Raw genomic sequence first — 16,675 nt, forward strand, 5'->3', positions numbered from 1 at the left:
CCTGGTCCCGGGCTTGCTTGGCCCCCGGGGCATGCTCGAGCTCCGACGCCTGGTGATCGCCGCTGCCGTGCTCTCGTGTCTCTCCGGGTGTGCGGGGCCGCGAGCCGGCGAGCAACGCGCGGCCGCCGCCCCTGCCACGGGTGCTCTGGGAAAGGGCGACCTCGGCGCGGCCGGGCGCCACGCAGAGGCAGCGCTGTCCCGCGACCGAAAGAACTCGCAGGCCGCGCTCGTGCGCGCCATCACGCGCTACGAACGGGCGATGAAGCAGGCGTCCAAGGATCTGCGCACCGTGGTGATCGGCGGGGCGATGGCAGGCGGCCTGAATCAGCGCTACCTCACCAGCGCGCTCGCGGAGCTGGACGCAGCGCTCCGCACTGTCGAGGGCGACCTGGCGCTCGCGAGCCAGGATCCCGAGATCTCCCTGGAGCTCTGCCTGGCCTGCTGGGAGAAGGACTGGAACGGCAACGGACGCGTGGACTCGCGTGACCGTCTGCTCTTCCAGATCGAGCAGGACGCCTCGGGACGGCCCATCCCCGACGGCGACCCGCGGCGCAAGCCGACCTTCCGCTTCGACCTGGGCGACGTGTACTGGGCGCGGGCGTTCGTCGCCTTCCAGCGCGCGGCGATCGACGTGCTCTCCGCCTACGACTTCAGCGAGCTGGATCGACTGCTCGACGAGCGGGGCACGCGCCCGCAGCGGCTGCGCCTGCGCCTGGTTCACCCGGAGCGGATGCGGAGCGCGCGCGAGCACGTCCTTCGTGGGCTCGCCCACTCGGAGCAGAGCCGCAGAGCGTACCTGCGCGAGCGCGACGACGACCGCGAGTGGGTGCCGAGTCCGAGGCAGAAGAGCCACCCGCTGCCGCTGCCGGTGGACGGCGCCCTGTACGCGACCTGGGAAGGCGTGGTCGGCGACCTCGAGCGTTTGGTTCGGGGACAGGAGGGCCTCAGCGTCCGCGAGCTGGCCCAGCTCGGCGACCACCGCTGGGAGAACCCGCCCGGCGGCTTCATCGACGTGGGCGGCTCGTTCAGCGCGCCGCGGGACATCGTCATCGACCTCGACCTGCTCGAGCGTGCCGAACGAAAGCAGGACGTCGAGGCGGCGCTCGGGAGCCTGCTCGGCGCCAACTACCGTCGGCAGATGAAGCCGTCGCCCCTGCCCAGTCGGCTGTCGCGCATGAAGGGCGAAGTGGATCGCGGCGAAGAGTCCCTGGAGCGGAAGCTCCGCTACTTGTTCTGGATCAACTAATGGGGTCGGGATAGCGTTCCCGCCTCGAAGATGCACGCCGCCCGTCGTCGCTCGCGCCCCCGCGCAGAAGGTCGGGTCGCTCTCGTCCCGGAGGGGCTCAGCATCGGGGGCAAGACACTGCCGCTCCACGCCGCGGCCGTGCACTACTGGCGCCTCGACCCGCGCCACTGGCGCGCGACGCTCGACGCCACGAAGAGCCTGGGCTTCCGCTTCATCGACGTCTACGTGCCCTGGAGCGTCCACGAAGTAGGACCCGGCACCTTCGACTTCGGCAAGCTCGCCGACGAGCGGGACGTCGCGGCCTTCGTCGACCTGATCGCCGAGCTCGAGCTCTACTGCATCGTCCGCCCCGGACCGCACATCAACGCCGAGCTCACCGGTTTCGGGCTGCCGGAGCGCGTGATCTGGGACGCGGAGTGTCAGGCGCGCTCCCCCCACGGAAACCCGGTGGTGCTGCCGGTTCCGCCGCTGGCGTTCCCGGTTCCGAGCTACGCCAGCGAGACCTTCCACTCCGAGGTGGCGCGCTGGTTCGCCGCGGTCGGCGCCGAGCTCTCGGGGCACGTCTACCCGAACGGTCCCATCGTGCTCTGCCAGGTCGACAACGAGGGCGCGCTCTACTTTCGCGACGGCGTGTACGACCAGGACTGGCACCCGGACTCGCTGCGGAAGTACCGGCGGTTCCTCCAGGCACGCTACGAGAAGGTCGCGGCGCTGCGCCGCGCCCACCGCGACGAGCACGTGACCTTCGCGCGAGTCGAGCCGCCGAAGCGCTTCGACGCCAAGAGCGCCGACGAGCTCGCTCCGCACCTCGACTGGGCCGAGTGGCAAGAACAGATGCTCGCGGAGTCTTTCGCCCTGATGCGCGAACACCTGACGAAGGTGGGCCTGGGCAGCGTGCCGATCTCCCACAACCTGCCGGTGAGCGAGGGCGCGACGCCGCTCGATCCGGAGCGCATCGGCAAGGTCGTCGACCTGGTCGGGCTGGACTACTACCACGGCGCCTCCGCGCCGCAGCGCACCGAGATCGCGCGGCGCACCACGGATCTCTCCGAGCGCTCGGCGGCGCGCGGCCACTCTGCGTTCGCCTGCGAGCTCGGCGCGGGTTTCCCGCCCTTCTTCCCGCCGCTCACCGAGCGCGACAACGCCTTCGCGGTGCTGACCGCGCTGGCCTACGGGCTGCGCGGCTTCAACGCCTACATGCTGGTCGACCGCGATCGCTGGATCGGCGCGCCCATCGATCCGACCGGGAAGATCCGGCCGGCTGCGGAGCCCTGGCGCAAGCTGCTCGCCGCCCTCGAGCGCACGCGCTTCGCCGAGCTGCGCCGGGACGCGGCCGTGCACATCGTCGTGCCGCGCAGCTTCCGCCGCCTCACGCGGGTGTGTCACGCCTTCGGACCGCTGAGCGCAGCGTTGTTCCAGATCCTGGGCGGCGGCGCGCAGGAGGCGTGCTTCGAGGACGATCTCGGCCTCGGCGCGTCCGTCGCGATCGAGACGGAGCGCTTCACTCGCCAGCTCGAGCACGCGTTGGAAGATGCTCGCATCCCCTGGGCGATCGTGGGAGGAGATCTGCTCGAGCACTCGCTCGGGCGGGCCCGCTGGGTGGTGGTAGCGTGCACTGGCGGCCTCGAGCCAGAGCTCTGCCGCAAGCTGCGCCGCGCCTGGAAGCGAGGCGCAGCGCTCAGCATCGGCCCCTACCTGCCGCAACGCGACGCCGCTTTTCTTCCGATGGACGGGACCCTCGAGCCCCCGAAGGGATCACGTCCCGTTCCGCCCTGCGTCGGCCTGGGAGCGGAGAGCCTCCACGAACTTGTCGCGAGCATGAAGACCGCGCTCGAGCTGCCGGCGCTCGACGTCGCTCCGAGCGAGCTACAGGCGACCGTCCACGTCGATCGCGCGGGGACGCCGCGGGTACTCTTCGTGATCAACCCGAGCGAGTGGGCCGCCGAGGCGAGCGTCGGCGCAGAGGGCGCAAAATTCGCCGTCGACGCCTTGGATGGCACGCGCTTCGAGGCGAGCGCGGGCAGGCTGAAGCTGCCGATCAGCGGTCGCACCGCGCGCATGCTGGAGCTTGTCCGCGACGACTGAACGTTCGCCGCTTGGTTCTCCCGGGCAACGCGTGTAAGAGCGCGCGCGGCCATGATTCTGGAGATCAACCCCGAGCACCCCGAGCCCCGGAAGATCCGACGGGCCGTCGACGCGCTCGAGGCGGGAGAGGTCATCGCCTACCCGACGGACACCGTCTACGGGCTGGGCTGCGACCTGTTCAACAAGAAGGCGGTCGAGCGCCTGTACCAAATCAAGGGCATGCAGCGCGACCAGAAGCTGGCGTTCGTGTGTGCCGACATCAGCGACGCGGCGAAGTACGCCGTCATGCACGACAAGGTGTTCCGCACGCTGAAGCGCCATCTACCCGGACCGTACGTGTTCATCCTGGAGGCAACGCGCGAAGTCCCGAAGATCGTGCACATGCCGCGCAAGACCATCGGCGTCCGGATCCCGAACCACGCCGTGCCGCTCGCGCTGGTGCGCGAGCTCGGGCGGCCCATCATCTCGACCACTGCGGCGCGCCACGGCGCCGAAGGCAACCCCGACCCCCACGAGATCGACGTCGAGTTTCCGGGGCTCGCGCTGGTCCTGGACGCCGGTCCCGGCGGCATCGAAGCGACCAGCGTCGTGGACCTCACCGGCCAGGCCCCGGTCGTGGTTCGCGAGGGCGCCGGCGACGTGTCGGCGTTCCAAGACTGATCTCGGGCGCTGAATCTGCGCCAAGACAACAAAAGCTGGCCCAGTGCGCCCCGGTTTGGATTAAATTCGCCCCCGAATTCGTCGCGGGCCGCGCGCCCGCGCCAGAGACAGGAGCCGAGGATTCATGACGTTCGTCGTCACCGATAACTGCAAGGGGTGTCGTTTCACGGACTGCGTTGCGGTCTGCCCGGTGGACTGCTTCCACGGCGACGACGAGATGCTCTACATCGATCCGGATGAGTGCATCGACTGCGGCGCCTGCGTGCCGGAGTGCCCCGTCGAGGCCATCTACGACGAGACCCAGCTCCCGGACGATCAGAAGGCCTGGCAGCAGGTCAACGCGGACCGCGCCAAGGGCCTGCCCGTCGTCAACGAGAAGGGCAGCGCGCTGCCCGGCGCCGAAGACCGCAAGAAGGAGCTCGGGTTCTGAGACCCGAAGCCCTCACTTCTTTCCCAGCGTGATCGCGACGTCCGCGACCGACTGCATTCCCAGACGCTGATCGCCGCCGCCCGCTGGAATGAGCGCGGCGGCGAACGTCTGCTTGGACGTCCCAGTGCGCGCGAGCGGCTCGCCCTTGTGCAGCGTGAGCCTGGCTTCGGTCGTCGACTGGAACTGATCCAGCTCGGCGCCCGGCGGAAGGCCAGCGAACTCCAGCTTGGTCGAGACCGAGTAGCGCTTGGTGTTCACGCTGAAGGTGAGCTCTTCACCCGCGGCCTTCTCGAGCTTCACCAGACGGTATGAGACGACCTCGGCGCCACTGACCATGCCCCGGGTTGTCACCAACCAGTAGCCGCCGGGGCCCACCGCTTCCTTCGGAAAACCGATGGTCGTGGACTCCAGCGCCTCGGCGACCGCCCGCAAGATCATCTCCAGATCCGGCGCGGCGCCCTTGGCCAGCTCGAGCGAGAAGTCGGTGCCGACCCCGCTGACCACGCGGAAGTGGATACTGCTGCCCTTGATCTTGGCGAGCTGAGCCGCGAGCTCCTTGCCCTGCGGACCGGCCGTGTCGGCGGTGAGCTTCACCTCCGTGACCTTGGCGCTGAGCGGCGCTCCGTCCTCAGCGGGCGCCACCACCGGCGCGGGCGCCGCACCCGGCGCGGCGGCCGCGGGCGCCTTGGGCTTGGGCGCTTCCAGGTTCACCGAGATGGTCATGCCCGGCAGCTGCGCGCGGCCAAGGCGCAGCGTGACGTCGAAGCTCCCGCTCTGCTTCCAGCCCGCTGGAACGTCGCCGGCCAGCACCGCGCGCGGTTCGCTACCCGCCTCACCCAGCACGATCTTCGGCGGTTCGCCGCGCTTCAGCTGCGTGTCGGCCTTGCCGTCCTCGAACACTCCTCGTTCCGGGGGCCCGTCCTCTGCCGCGGCGCTCGCGTCACCCTTCCCCGCCTTGGTGCCCGCTGCGGCGACCGCCTCGGCCAGCTTCGGATCGACGGCGGTCGTCGTTGCGCGCCCCGCGTCAGCTTCGGCCGCCTTGGTTTCCTTCGGCTTGTCCTCGCAGCCGAGCATCGTGGAGAGGAGTGCCGTAGCGGACAGCGTGAGGAGAACGCCCTTCATGGTCATGGCTTTGGCCCCGGTTTACTCGATGCGAAGAGGTTGTCTAGACCGGATCATACGGGCAGCTATCATGGGGCCGATGCGCGCCTGGGGACTGCCGTTCGCCGCCGTGCTCTTGGTCGTCTCCTGCCATCAGTACCGAATGAGCCCCAAGCCGGCGCCGCCGCCGAGCCCGAGCGCGGGCACGTCCGGCAGAGCGCGTGCGCCGCTTCCGGAGTGGCTGCCCGCGTCCAGGAACGCCGCGGATACGCTGGCTCCCACGCCCTCCAATCCCGACGGTGGAGCCCTGGTCTCGGGCCAGCGCATCGTGCTCGGCGGCGCCGCCGCGACGCAACGCGCAGCTCCGCCTTTGGTCGGCGGCACGCGCGTGCCGCGACACATGGGCGGCGGCTTCCTGTTCTGGAGCGCCAACGCGCTGTACTTCGCCTGGACGTTCCTCGCCGATCTGGAGCCCGTCGTCGCGCTGGACGCCGCCGTGGACCGAGTGAGCTTCGCGTCTTCCTACGTGCTCGTGCACTCGGCGAGCGGCGCGCGCCAGGCGCTGTCGTGGCCGGGGAGGAAGCGCATCGCTCTGCCTGTGGCAGGGCTAATCGACGCAGCTTCGCTCGCGGATGGTCGCAGCGTCCTCTTCGTCGAGCCCGACGTGGTCGTGAGCTTGGGGGCCGGTCAGAAGGCCTGGCGGGACGTGAGCGACTCCGCGCGACCGGTGACCGGCCTCGTAGCGGGTGACGGCGAGCTGTGGCTCCGACGCGCGAACGGCTCGGCGCTCCGATTGGAGGCGGATGGCTCGCTGTCGTCGCACCGCACGCTGCCAGAGGAGCTGACTCGCCCGAAGAAGCTCCTCGATCCGCGCTGGCCTGCGTCGGTCGGCGAGGAGCCACTCGCGCGCGCGGTACGCCGGGGCGTCCCCCTGGACGAGCACACCGCGCTCGTCGAGGTCGCCGGTGCGCTCGCCAGGGTCGATCTCGCGAGCGGAGCGCTCCTCGGGATGTCTCCCGCGCTCCTGGCCAGCGCTCGGGATTGTGAGCTGTTGCCGGTCGAAGCCGACGTGCTCGCGCTGTGTCGGACCAGCCAAGGCACGGACGTCGTGCTGTCCGGAGTGAACGGCCCGAGCCCCAGGCTCGAGCGCCAGTTCGCCCGGTCCGGCACGTTCTACGCGGGGAGCAACGGCACGCTGCTGTTCGCCGGGCCTTGCGAGGCGCGGGCCGTGACCGCGCCAGCGGTGTGCGTCCGCCAACGTGACGGCTCCTGGCGAGAGCTCACGTCTCCGGCTTCCGCCGCCGCTGCGGACGCGGGAACGCCAGCGCGCGCCCTCAACATTGGGCGCTGGGTGCCGACGCGGGACGGCGGCGCGATCGGGCTGGTGAGCGGTGAGAACGCTGGCCTCTACGACCCCGCGACCGGCAAGCTGACTCGCTTCGAGAGCGATCAGCACCAGACCCAATACGCCCTGTTCTCCGCGCAGAGCGGCCTGCTCTCGGACGAGGTGGGCCAGACCGACGACGGGCGCATCGTCGGCTACGTCGGCAACGGCTCGTCGACGCTCCACGCCGACGGTCGCGTCGAGCCTTCGCCGCAGTCGTTCCGCGCCCTCAAGAGCGCTGGCCCGCTGGCGCTGGCGGTGGACGGCGAGAACCGCTTCTGGCAGTCGGCCGACTTCGGACAGCACTGGGTGGAGGTCGCGCGTCCTCCGGGCAGCGACGCCCGCCAAGCGCTCTACCCCGAGCGCTGCTCGCGCGTCGGTTGCGAGGCCAGCGGCTGGTACCGACTGGGCTATCGCAAGAGCCCGCCGAAGCCGAGCCTCGTCAACGAAGCGCCGCGCCCCGCGCTCGCGCCGCCCGGGAAGAGACCGCGGCTCTCGTGCGAGCGCAGCTCACCGCCGCGCACGCGCTGGGTGACCCGCGCCCGCAGCACCGACGGCGTCCTGAGCGAAGAGTTCGACTTTGGTGCCAGGAAGCTCGCGGCCCGAGAAGGCGCGCTCGGAACCATCAGCCTGGGCTTCGAGGCCATGGCGGACGAGCTTCTCTTGGGCGCGACGCTCTTCGAGCGCGCGGCGGAAGACACGGCTGCGCCAGGGTTCGCCGCGGCCCTCCGGCGGCCCCGTGTGTTGCGCTTCGTCGACCCGCTGGGCGAAGCCAGGGTCGTGGACACGCGCTTCAGCTGGCAGGAGATCTTCACGCGCGCAGCGCAGACGAGCAGCGAGCCGCCCAGCGCGCTGGGTGAGGACCGCCGCAGCGTCATCCCGGTCCTGGCCGAGAAGACCGACGGCGCTTCCGGGCTGCTGGTGCAGGATCCGAGCGGAGTCTACCTCTGGGCGCGCCCCGGGCAGGCCGCGCGGGTCGTGTCGCTCGGCAGCGAGAACGCGGCGTTCTCCGCGAAGAGCGCCCTCGTGCGCGGCAAGGACGAGCTGGTCGTCCTGTCGGAGGACGACGCCTGCGCGGCCCGCGTCGTTTCGGTGACGACTGCCGGGGCCCGCACCCTGCTCGAGCTCCCGCAGCGCCCGTCGCGGCGCGCCTGTCCGGTGAACGACGACGCGCTCGGGCTCGGGGACGACGGAAGCCTGTCGGTCATTCGCCTGCCTTCGCTCGAGCCCCCGTCTCCGGACGACCCCGCGCTCCTGCTCCGACCAGGGCAGAAGCCCGTCAGCCTCGCCCCGTGGGCCGCGCTCGGCGCCTGCCCCGCAGGCGGCACCGGCGCGCGCGCCTTGATCGCCGTGCCGCGGAGCTGGGTGACGCTGGAGGCCCCGGCCCTCGGTGGTGACGGCGAGACCTTCACGCTGGCGGTGGTGCGCTGGAGCGAAGCCGGGCTCTGCGCCGAAGCAATCGCGGTCGGAGCCGCACCCGTCGAGCTCGGCGGACAGGAGATCGCGACCATGGTGCTCGCGCGCTTCGGCGCCACGCCCCGGGCCGATCGCCGCGGCTTCGCTCTGGGCGCGGAGCACAGCGAAGACTTGACGTGCAAGCTCGTCGGGCCGTGAGCTCGGCGCGGCGGTAGCACCAGTGCTCGGCCCGTCAGGAGCCCGAGCGCAGATTCTTCTGAGCTTCTCCGTAGACGACGTCGACGTCGATCTCGCAGCCGATGGCTGCGAGCTTGGCCGCTTGGTCACCGCGATATTCGCACGATGTCCACGCGCCCCCGTCCTCTCTGGACCGAACTTCGATCAATCGTTCGTCCATCAGGATGCGGTTGACATCCTCGATGATGTCCCCAAGAATGTGTTGAGCTAGGTCATGGAGCGCCTGAACCTGAACGTCCCGGCGGAGACGCGCGCCGCGCTGAAGAAGCTCGCGGCGAACGCGAAGCTGAAGGAGGCCGAACTGGCGCGCGAGCTGCTCGTGAAGGCGGTCGAGCAGGCGGAGCGGGACGAGTTCTTCCGCGCCATGGACCAGAACATGACGCCTGCCGCACGGCGCCGGCTCGCCGCGCTCGCTCGCGCAGTCGAGAAGGCTCGTGGCGGCTCGCGGTGACGTCCTGGCTCTTCGGCGCGGGATCGGGTTTCTGCCCGGGGAGCGTCTGGAAGCCTTCGTCGTGGTGCAGTCGGATCGGCTCTCGCACTCGCTCGAGACGGTGATTGTCGTCCCGCTCGATCGATCCGTTCCCGAGTACGCTGGCATTCCAGGGGTCGTTCCCCTCGCACCGACCGAGCCGGGGGATTGGAAGACGAAGGTGGCCGTGGTGCCCCATCTCACGAGCCTGCCGCTCGAGCGGTTTGCGCCCGAGAGGATCGGACGCTTGCGGCCGGGAACCCTCGCGCGGATGGGCCGCGTCATTCGGCTGGCGATGGACCTCGAGTAGCGCGACCGCGCTCCGGCGCCTCGCCTCGCTACTTGCCGCAGGCGACGTCGCAGCCGGACCGCACGGCCCACACGTTCGACATCCGGTACATCGTGGCGATCTCGGACTTGGGCCCGCCGGCGGCGTCCACCTCCTTCCGGCACGGAAAGGTCTTGGAGGCGAGATCGCAAGGCAGCGTGCCGTAGCAACCCGCCTGCGTGGCGCACTGGAAGATCGGAGCGCACGCGGGAGTCCTGGCGCAGTCCGCATCACCGGAGTCGGTCGCGCACAGGCACAGCGCGCAGGGCGAGGTCTCTCCGATTTCCTGAAGGCAGGTCTCGACCCAAGCATCCGGCTTTGGCATGCAGGCGCCATGGACGCAGGCCGGTTCGACCGGCAGCGCGCCGCAGCACGGCGCGGTCAGCGTGCAGGCGTTCGCCCCTGCCTTCAGCGCCTCGAGCTGGGCCGAAGGAGCGCTCGAGCTCAGGTAGAGCGCCCCTCCGCAGTGCTCCTTCACCTCCCAGCAGCCATCCACCCGCGCGCAGTCCGAGCTCGCGGTGCAGGCCTTGTTCGCGTAGACGAAGCGGACCAGCTCGGTCAGGGCCGGGCACGGCGGAGGGAATTTGTCCTCGAAGCTCGACAGGTCGTCCCAGTCGGTTCGATCGGTCGTCGTCGCGCCGCAAGCGGACGCGTGCAGCAGGGCAAAAATCACGGCGCACGCGAGCCCGGCGCGCGGCGCGCTCATTCGTCCGCCTCGGCCCACGCCACTCCCCAGGTCGTCCCCGGCAGTCCGCCGTAGTTCAGGGGCACTAGCCGGATGTTGTAGGTCTTCGTCGAGCCGCTGCCGTTGGTCACGCGGAGGAACTGGTAGTTGTTGCTCGTGCTGTTCGAGGCCGCAACCAGGGTCGTCCCGTCGTAGACCATGAGCGAGAAGATGACGAACGGGTTCGCCGAGCAGACCTGAGAGGCAGTGCAGCCGTTGAACCCGCCGGGTGAGGAACACCCCGGGCTGGCAGGGCAAGTCGGCCGAGACTGAAAGAGCGCGGCTGCTCGCAGGACCTTGCCGGGCGCCACGCTGGCGTTCCACTTCTCGGAGTAGGCCGTGTACGTCGGCGTCGTCGATTCCCAGATGCTGCCGTAGTCGTGACCCTGAACCGACGCGGGGTTGTTCCCGTCGCGCTTCGAGCTGGCCCCGAGCACGCCCGCCGCGAGCGCCGCGTTCAGGAGGCCAGCCCCATCGGAGTCGTCGATGCCGTCGTGCAGGCTCAGCGGGGTGCCGTCCACGTCTTCGTCGGCAGACGCGAGCAGGCCCGGGATAACGACCTCCGGCCAGGACTTCAGCGCTGGATTGCGCTCGTGGAGAGCAGCGACGACTCCGGCCACCTGCGGGGCGGCAAAGCTCGTCCCGTTGACCGTGTCTGTCGTGTTGAGATCTCTGCCGGCGGTGTCCACGTTCACTCCAATGGCCACGAGGTGCGGCACCTCGAAGCCGGAGCCCCCGTTGGGGTTCAGGTTACTCGAGTGCGCCGCCATGACGACGCCGTTGCGGTCAGTACCTGAGTTCTCCTGACCCGAGCCCACGGAGACGCCGTTGCGCGGGCGGCTCATCACGTTCGAGCCAGTTCCGGCGTTACCGGCGATCACGGCGATGAACGGATAGGGCGAAACCGACGCCTTGTAGTCGTACAGGCGATCCCGCGAGGACTGGAAGGAGTCGACGAGCGGGTCGAGTCCCATCTGATCGCTGCAGTTGATCACCCTCGCGCCATTGGAGGTCGACCAGTTCAGCGCGCTCGAGAACGCATCCGGTCCGTTCGTCGTGCACCCCCCGTCCGTGTTCGCAGCGATGGTGGTCGCCTCATCGGCCATGCCTTCGAACCAGAGCGAGCCGCTCGAGGCGCGCACGACCCCCATGACCATCCGAGGGTGCCCTCCGCGGGTCCCTGCGGAGCAGTGACAGAGGCGCGCGGTGCCGAAACCCGACCACGGCGCACAGGAACCAGAGGGCCACCCCGGGAGGTTCAGGGAGCTTTCCGGGCGCTCGAACTCGAGGATCGCAACGGTCTGCCCCGTTCCGTCATGGCCGGCATAATCCAGCCAAACATCGTTCGTGGTGAAGAAGTAGTCGGTGGTGCCGGGCACCCAGGTCTCTTCGGCGGAGACGATCTCCCACACCTCGTCCGCCATGCCGGCCTGCTCCAGCGCGCTCCGGTTGCCGCGGGCCAGGATGATGGGCGGACCGAACTCCGAGAACCCCTCCGCGCTCGAGAGCAGCGTCAGGCCCGGGATGCCGGAAAGGCGCTTCAGAGCTTGCTTCGCCTGCGCGAAGGTTCTCGCTTCCCGCTTGGACTGCTCTTGCGAGTGACCGCTCATTGCGACGACCTCCTCTTTCGGGGTCTCGTCGGGCAGGTCCGGTCGAAACCAGATGTGCACGTTGACCTCGCCGGCGGGACTGGCGTCCAGCGCGGCGCGCAACCCCGGTCGAGTGCTGGCGTTGACGTTGTGGAATGCCAGCGCGTCGAGTCGTTCGAGCTCCGCGAAGTCCGCCGGCAGTCCCGTTGCCTCGTCGGTCACGGCGAAGTGCGAAGCGCCAGTCGACGAGCTGCACGTCTGGATCACGACCGCCCGGTTGATGTTCTCGAACGTGTGGCGCGTCGTCAGCACCGGCGGCCCCGCACAAGCTTCAACGACGCCGTCCTGCACGCGACCCAGGTCGAGCTCGCCCGCCTCCCCGCACGCTGCGACCGACCCGCTCAACGCAATCAACAATAGCGTACTGCGTGCTGCGTGCTGCGTGCTGCGTGCTGCGTGCTCTGCGTCGGCATTTTGTCCTCCACCCTTGGACGTCAGTTTCGCGCGGCCCTGGCACGTGGTCAACCCGAGAGCTCACTTCGAGCGCATCGTGGCGCGCACCCGTTGCGCTGCACTGGACGGGAGCATCCGAGAAGCTGTGCGACCCAGGCTCAGAACGGCGGCAGCTCCGGGCTCGGTCCGGAGTCGTCGGCCACGCCAGCGTCTTCGACCTCGGCAGGAGGCTCGCTCGGCGCGGCGCCCGCCTGGACGGCCTCGGGATCGAGCTCGACGCCGGCGTCATCGCTCGGAGCGGCGTCCACGCCCGCGTCCGCGGTCTCGGTCGGCGCAGTGCCTTCGAGGAAGAGCTCGTCCTTGCCGTCCGCCTGATCGGCTCGGGCGAGGAGTCCGGTCGCCGGATCGATGCGCACCACGAGCACGCTCGCCGGGCGCGGGAAATCGGTGGCCGGCTTCTTGTCGTGGGCCGCCTTCATCAGCTCGATGAAGGCCGGCAGCGCGGTCACTGCTCCCGACTCGCCCCAGCCGAGGGGCAGCGCGTCGTCGAAGCCCACCCAGGTCGCGCACACCAGATCCGTGGAGTAGCCGACGAACCAGGCGTCCTTCGCCTCGTTGGTGGTGCCCGTCTTGCCTGCCAGCGGGCGATTGAGCGAGAGCGCGCGCTTCGCCGTGCCCTCCTTGACCACGCTGGTGAGCAAGCTGGTGACGAGATAAGCCTCGTCCTCGTTCATGACCCGGCGTGACGGGGGCGCGGCCGGCAGCGGCAGCTCCTTGCCGTCGGGGCCGACGATCTTGGTCACCAAGATCGGCGCCGCGTACGTCCCTCCGCTCGCGAAGGTCGCGTAAGCGTTGGCGGCCTCCAGCGGCGTGATCTCGTAGGCGCCGAGCGCGAGGCTCGGCGTCGGCTCGAGCCGGGACTCGATGCCCGCCGCGCGCGCCCACTGCACCACGTTCTCGGCACCCACCTCGGCGAGCAAGCGCTCGGCGGCGGCGTTGTCGCTCTGCGCCAGCGCCGCGCGCACGCTGACGCTGCGAGCTTCGAGCTTGCCGTCCTTCGACGCCGGGAGCTCGAGCAGGCTGGCGGCGGTGAAGCGCTTGGAGTGGAGCGCGTAGCCGTACACGAAGGGCTTGAACGCCGAGCCCGGCTGGCGGCGCGCGCGGGTCGCGCGGTCGAGCCCTCCCGCGACGGCCTCGTGGCTGCCGATCAGGGCGAGCACCTCGCGCGAGCGCGGGTCGATGGCGACGAGCGCTCCCTGAGGCCCCAGCTCCAGCCGCGCCGGCACGGGCTCCGAGCCCTCCGGCAGCGCGGCAACGCTCGCCCGGAGCAGCGCCCCCTCCTTCGTGAACTCGCTCGGGGGAAGGTGCTTGGGATTGAAGCGCTCCTCTCGAGCGAGCTGGATCCGGCCGACCACGCTGCCGAGCTCGACGTCGATCGTGCCCGCCTTGTCGTCGACGCGGAGGACCCGACCGACGTAGGCGTGGTGGGGCTTCGGCGTGCCCACGAAGGGCGCGCCGAACAGCCGCCGCTTGGTCGCGGTGTGCGGCGGCTCGAGCTTCTGCCTCTCCGCATGGCGCCCCAGGTTCTTGCGGACGGCCTGACGCGCCGCCGCTTGCAGCGTGGGATCGATGGTCGTCGTGACGGTGAACCCGCCGCGCCTCGCCTGCTCGCCTGCCAAGTTCTCGAGCAGCTTCGAGACGTGGGCCACGATCTCCGGCGCCAGCTCGGACTCCCCCTCGGAGGCGGGAGCCAGGCGGACCGGCGCCGCGAGCGCCTCCGCGTGGAGCTCCGGCGTGACGAAGCCCTTGGCCAGCATCTGCGAGAGCACGTAGCGGCGGCGCTCCGTCGCCCCCGTGGCGTTCTTGCGCGGCGAGAAGCGCTCGGGCGAAGCGACCAGGCCGGCGAGCAGTGATGCCTCCGGCAGCGTGAGCTCGGAGGCCTTCTTGCCGAAATAGAAGCGAGCCGCCTCTTCGATGCCGTAGCGGCCGTGCCCCAGGTAGATGTGGTTCAGGTAGAGCGAGAAGATGTCGTCCTTGCTCAGCTGCTGCTCGAGGCGCCGAGCCAGGATGGTCTCGCGGATCTTCCGCCGGTAGGTGCGCTCGGGGTCGAGCAGCAGGTTCTTGACCACCTGTTGGGTGATCGTGCTGCCACCTTGGACCGTGCGACCCGCGCGCAGGTTCGCCGCCAGCGCGCGCAGCATGCCGAAGTAGTCGAGCCCCTTGTGCTCGTAGAAGCTCGCGTCCTCCGCCGCCAGGAACGCGAGCTTGGCGACGTCCGAGACCTCGCCGAGCTCGACGACCGTGCGGCGCTCGGTGAACAGGCTGGCCAGCGTCGAGCCGTCACGCCCGAGCACTCGCGTGACCTGCGGCGGAGCGTAGCTCGAGCGCAGCTCGGCCACGCTCGGCAGATCCGCCTCGTGGTAGCGGATCACCGTGTAGACCGTGAGGGCGCCGGCGAGGGCGAGCACCAGAGCGCCCAGCGCCAGTCTCTTCAGCCACTTCGTGATGCGCCGGAGCATGCTCGCCGTCCTTCATGCCAAGGCGCGGCCCGTACCGACAAGAAAACGCCTGCGGGTCACGCCGGCTTCCCGTCGCTCATTTCACGAGGAATTTCATGGCCACGACGGCGATCACCACGCCGAGGACCAGGCAGGCCGCCGCCACGCCGATCAGCAGGCCGGCCCCGGGCCCCGAGCGGGTGGGCGCGCGCAGCGTATTGGCGCTGGGATTGGCCACCGGGGGAGCCGGGGGGCTCGCCTGCGGCGAGGAAGGCAGGGGGAGCGCACGCTCCGAGCCCGGCTCGCCGAACGCCGCCAGCGCGTGGGCGAACTCGGCCGCCGTCTGGAAGCGGTCTTCGGGCTTCTTGGCCAGCGCCTTCGCGATCACCTCGCCCAGGCCGGGCGGGAAGGTCTTGCCCGGGACGCGTTCGTTCAGCGGGATGGGTGGCTCCATCACGTGCTTCTGGATGTACTCCATCGGCGTCTTCGCGTTGAACGGCAGCTTGCCGGTCAGCACTTCGTACAGGATGGAGGCGAGAGAGTAGATGTCGCTGCGCGCGTCGAGGGTCTTTCCCTGGGCTTGCTCGGGCGACATGAACTCCGGCGTGCCGAACACCATGCCCTCCTGCGTCAGGATGATGGACCCGGGTCGCATCTGGCGCTCCGTCACCTTCGCCAAGCCGAAGTCGAGCACCTTGGGGTAGTCCTTCAGCCCGCCCTGGGAGCAGAGGAAGATGTTCTCCGGCTTGAGGTCTCGGTGAACGATCCCCATCTCGTGGGCCTCGTGGAGCGCGCCGCACACCTGGACCAGAACCGGGATGGCACGCTCGATGGCCATCGGGCCTTCCTTGCGCACGGTCTGGTTCAGGTTCCGCCCTTCGAGGAACTCCATCACGATGTAGAGCGAGCCGTCTTCCTCGAGCTCGCCGTACATGAAGACCTTCACCGTGTTCGGGTGGGTCAGCTGGCTCATGGCGCGCGCCTCGCGTCGAAAGCGCGAGGTCAGATCCTTGCGATTGGCGAGCTTCGGGTGGAGGATCTTGATGGCCACCATCCGGTTCATCGCCGGCTGCTCGGCCTTGTAGACGGACCCCATGCCGCCCGTGCCGATCTTCTGCAGGATCCGGAACTGGCCGCCGAGAATCTCCCGGCCGATGAACGGATCCGCTGGACGCACCACGGCCGCTTCTACCAAAGTTGGCTGCCCACTACGAGGCCTCCCCCGCCGTTTCGCGATGAAGCATGAATTCCGCTGAATTCCTCGAGAGCCCGCTCCTCCGCGACGCGGGGTTCGTCCACGCGTTCTTCACGCGCAATGGCGGCGTGTCCACGGGACCCTACGCGTCGCTCAGCTTCTCGCACACCGTCGGTGACGACCCCGAGAACGTGCGCGAAAATCTGGCGCGAGCGGCGCGGGCGCTCGGGGTCGAGCCCGCACGCTTGTTCTTCCTGTCTCAGGTGCATGGGCGGGTGGCCCACGGCGTGGACGGGAGCGCGCTCCGCGACGACGTCATCCGCACCGAGGGCGATGCCCTCGTGTCCAGGGACCCGACCGTCGCCTGCGGGGTACGCTCCGCCGACTGCGTTCCGGTCCTGCTCGGTGATCGCCGGAGCGGCGCCGTGGCCGCGGTCCATGCCGGGTGGCGGGGGGTGGTGGCTGGCGCCGTGGAGAGCGCCATCGAACGGCTGTCCACCCTGGTCGAGACCCCAACCGACTTGGTGGCCGCGATCGGCCCTCACATTTCCCTCGAGTCCTTCGAGGTCTCCGAGGAAGTCGCGTCGGAGCTCTTGGCCTGCTCCCCGGACCCTGGGGTCGTCGAGCGCCGGCCGGGCGCGCGCCCTCACGTGGATCTGCGACGCTTGGTTCGAGCCAAGCTGATCGCGCGCGGGCTCGCGCCGGCGGCCATCGACGACGTCGCCGGCTGCACGGTGCTCGAACCGGAGCGGTTTTTCTCGTTCCGCCGCGACGGTGCGCGAAGCGGGAGGCACCTCTCGGCCATCGTCCCGCGGGTGCTGCACGGCTGAGCAGTAAGCCCCGACTTTTTTCCTTATCGG

13 protein-coding genes are annotated in these 16,675 nt (G+C 69.9%); 8 read left to right on the top strand and 5 right to left on the bottom strand.

The genetic code is table 11. The features are described from left to right. Window positions 1-31 precede the first annotated feature (31 nt). The 4 genes from HS104_17470 (at window position 32) to HS104_17485 (ending at window position 4,421) form a co-directional block, all read left to right on the top strand. Window positions 32-1,246: a hypothetical protein gene (locus tag HS104_17470; protein MBE7481754.1), complete on the top strand. Its 1,215-nt coding sequence runs from the start codon at window positions 32-34 to the stop codon at window positions 1,244-1,246. Between the two features lie 30 nt (window positions 1,247-1,276). After that, on the top strand, window positions 1,277-3,331 hold the full coding sequence (locus HS104_17475) for a beta-galactosidase (GenBank protein ID MBE7481755.1): 2,055 nt from the start codon (window positions 1,277-1,279) through the stop codon (window positions 3,329-3,331). A 51-nt stretch (window positions 3,332-3,382) separates the two neighbouring features. After that, the gene (locus tag HS104_17480; GenBank protein ID MBE7481756.1) at window positions 3,383-3,991 is read left to right on the top strand and encodes a threonylcarbamoyl-AMP synthase; all 609 of its coding nucleotides are present in this window, start codon (window positions 3,383-3,385) and stop codon (window positions 3,989-3,991) included. Window positions 3,992-4,115: 124 nt separating this feature from the next. Beyond that, a complete protein-coding gene (locus HS104_17485; GenBank protein ID MBE7481757.1) occupies window positions 4,116-4,421 on the top strand; it encodes a ferredoxin family protein in 306 nt (101 codons plus the stop codon). A gap of 12 nt (window positions 4,422-4,433) precedes the next feature. Here HS104_17485 and HS104_17490 read toward each other — a convergent pair whose 3' ends face one another. Then, window positions 4,434-5,543 carry a hypothetical protein gene (locus HS104_17490; GenBank protein ID MBE7481758.1) on the bottom strand — a complete coding sequence of 370 codons (1,110 nt, stop codon included), beginning with the start codon at window positions 5,541-5,543 and terminating at the stop codon, window positions 4,434-4,436. Between the two features lie 79 nt (window positions 5,544-5,622). Between HS104_17490 and HS104_17495 the strand changes: the two genes are divergently transcribed. From HS104_17495 to HS104_17505, 3 genes are all read left to right on the top strand, one after another. Beyond that, entirely contained in the window at window positions 5,623-8,520 is a 2,898-nt protein-coding gene (locus HS104_17495) for a hypothetical protein (GenBank protein ID MBE7481759.1), read from the top strand. A 253-nt stretch (window positions 8,521-8,773) separates the two neighbouring features. Further along, window positions 8,774-9,010: a hypothetical protein gene (locus tag HS104_17500; protein MBE7481760.1), complete on the top strand. Its 237-nt coding sequence runs from the start codon at window positions 8,774-8,776 to the stop codon at window positions 9,008-9,010. Next, window positions 8,994-9,338, top strand: coding sequence for a type II toxin-antitoxin system PemK/MazF family toxin (locus HS104_17505; protein MBE7481761.1), 345 nt, complete (start codon window positions 8,994-8,996; stop codon window positions 9,336-9,338). Before HS104_17500 ends, HS104_17505 begins: the two co-directional genes overlap by 17 nt. A gap of 28 nt (window positions 9,339-9,366) precedes the next feature. Here the strand turns inward: HS104_17505 and HS104_17510 are convergent, their stop codons facing one another. The 4 genes from HS104_17510 to HS104_17525 form a co-directional block, all read right to left on the bottom strand. Beyond that, window positions 9,367-10,062, bottom strand: a complete 696-nt coding sequence (locus HS104_17510; protein MBE7481762.1) for a hypothetical protein — start codon at window positions 10,060-10,062, stop codon at window positions 9,367-9,369. Further along, entirely contained in the window at window positions 10,059-12,074 is a 2,016-nt protein-coding gene (locus HS104_17515) for a S8/S53 family peptidase (protein ID MBE7481763.1), read from the bottom strand. The genes HS104_17510 and HS104_17515 overlap by 4 nt, the downstream gene beginning before the upstream one ends. Window positions 12,075-12,280: 206 nt before the next feature. After that, window positions 12,281-14,641 (bottom strand): PBP1A family penicillin-binding protein, encoded by a 2,361-nt coding sequence (locus HS104_17520; GenBank protein ID MBE7481764.1) that lies wholly within the window; start codon window positions 14,639-14,641, stop codon window positions 12,281-12,283. 76 nt (window positions 14,642-14,717) lie between these two features. Beyond that, window positions 14,718-15,716: a serine/threonine protein kinase gene (locus HS104_17525; protein MBE7481765.1), complete on the bottom strand. Its 999-nt coding sequence runs from the start codon at window positions 15,714-15,716 to the stop codon at window positions 14,718-14,720. 146 nt (window positions 15,717-15,862) lie between these two features. On the opposite strand from HS104_17525, the gene pgeF reads away from it, so the two are divergent. Continuing rightward, complete coding sequence (gene pgeF / locus HS104_17530; protein MBE7481766.1) at window positions 15,863-16,645, top strand: peptidoglycan editing factor PgeF; 783 nt, start codon at window positions 15,863-15,865, stop codon at window positions 16,643-16,645. The last annotated feature ends 30 nt before the right edge of the window (window positions 16,646-16,675 follow it).

The organism is Polyangiaceae bacterium (assembly GCA_015075635.1).
Taxonomy (GTDB): domain Bacteria; phylum Myxococcota_A; class Polyangia; order Polyangiales; family Polyangiaceae; genus JADJKB01.

Coding starts and splice junctions, on each gene's coding strand:
- HS104_17470 (MBE7481754.1), top strand. CDS start 32: ATGCTCGAGCTCCGACGCCTGGTGATCGCCGCTGCCGTGCTCTCGTGT.
- HS104_17475 (MBE7481755.1), top strand. CDS start 1,277: ATGCACGCCGCCCGTCGTCGCTCGCGCCCCCGCGCAGAAGGTCGGGTC.
- HS104_17480 (MBE7481756.1), top strand. CDS start 3,383: ATGATTCTGGAGATCAACCCCGAGCACCCCGAGCCCCGGAAGATCCGA.
- HS104_17485 (MBE7481757.1), top strand. CDS start 4,116: ATGACGTTCGTCGTCACCGATAACTGCAAGGGGTGTCGTTTCACGGAC.
- HS104_17490 (MBE7481758.1), bottom strand. CDS start 5,543: ATGAAGGGCGTTCTCCTCACGCTGTCCGCTACGGCACTCCTCTCCACG.
- HS104_17495 (MBE7481759.1), top strand. CDS start 5,623: ATGCGCGCCTGGGGACTGCCGTTCGCCGCCGTGCTCTTGGTCGTCTCC.
- HS104_17500 (MBE7481760.1), top strand. CDS start 8,774: ATGGAGCGCCTGAACCTGAACGTCCCGGCGGAGACGCGCGCCGCGCTG.
- HS104_17510 (MBE7481762.1), bottom strand. CDS start 10,062: ATGAGCGCGCCGCGCGCCGGGCTCGCGTGCGCCGTGATTTTTGCCCTG.
- HS104_17520 (MBE7481764.1), bottom strand. CDS start 14,641: ATGCTCCGGCGCATCACGAAGTGGCTGAAGAGACTGGCGCTGGGCGCT.
- HS104_17525 (MBE7481765.1), bottom strand. CDS start 15,716: ATGGGGTCCGTCTACAAGGCCGAGCAGCCGGCGATGAACCGGATGGTG.
- pgeF (MBE7481766.1), top strand. CDS start 15,863: ATGAATTCCGCTGAATTCCTCGAGAGCCCGCTCCTCCGCGACGCGGGG.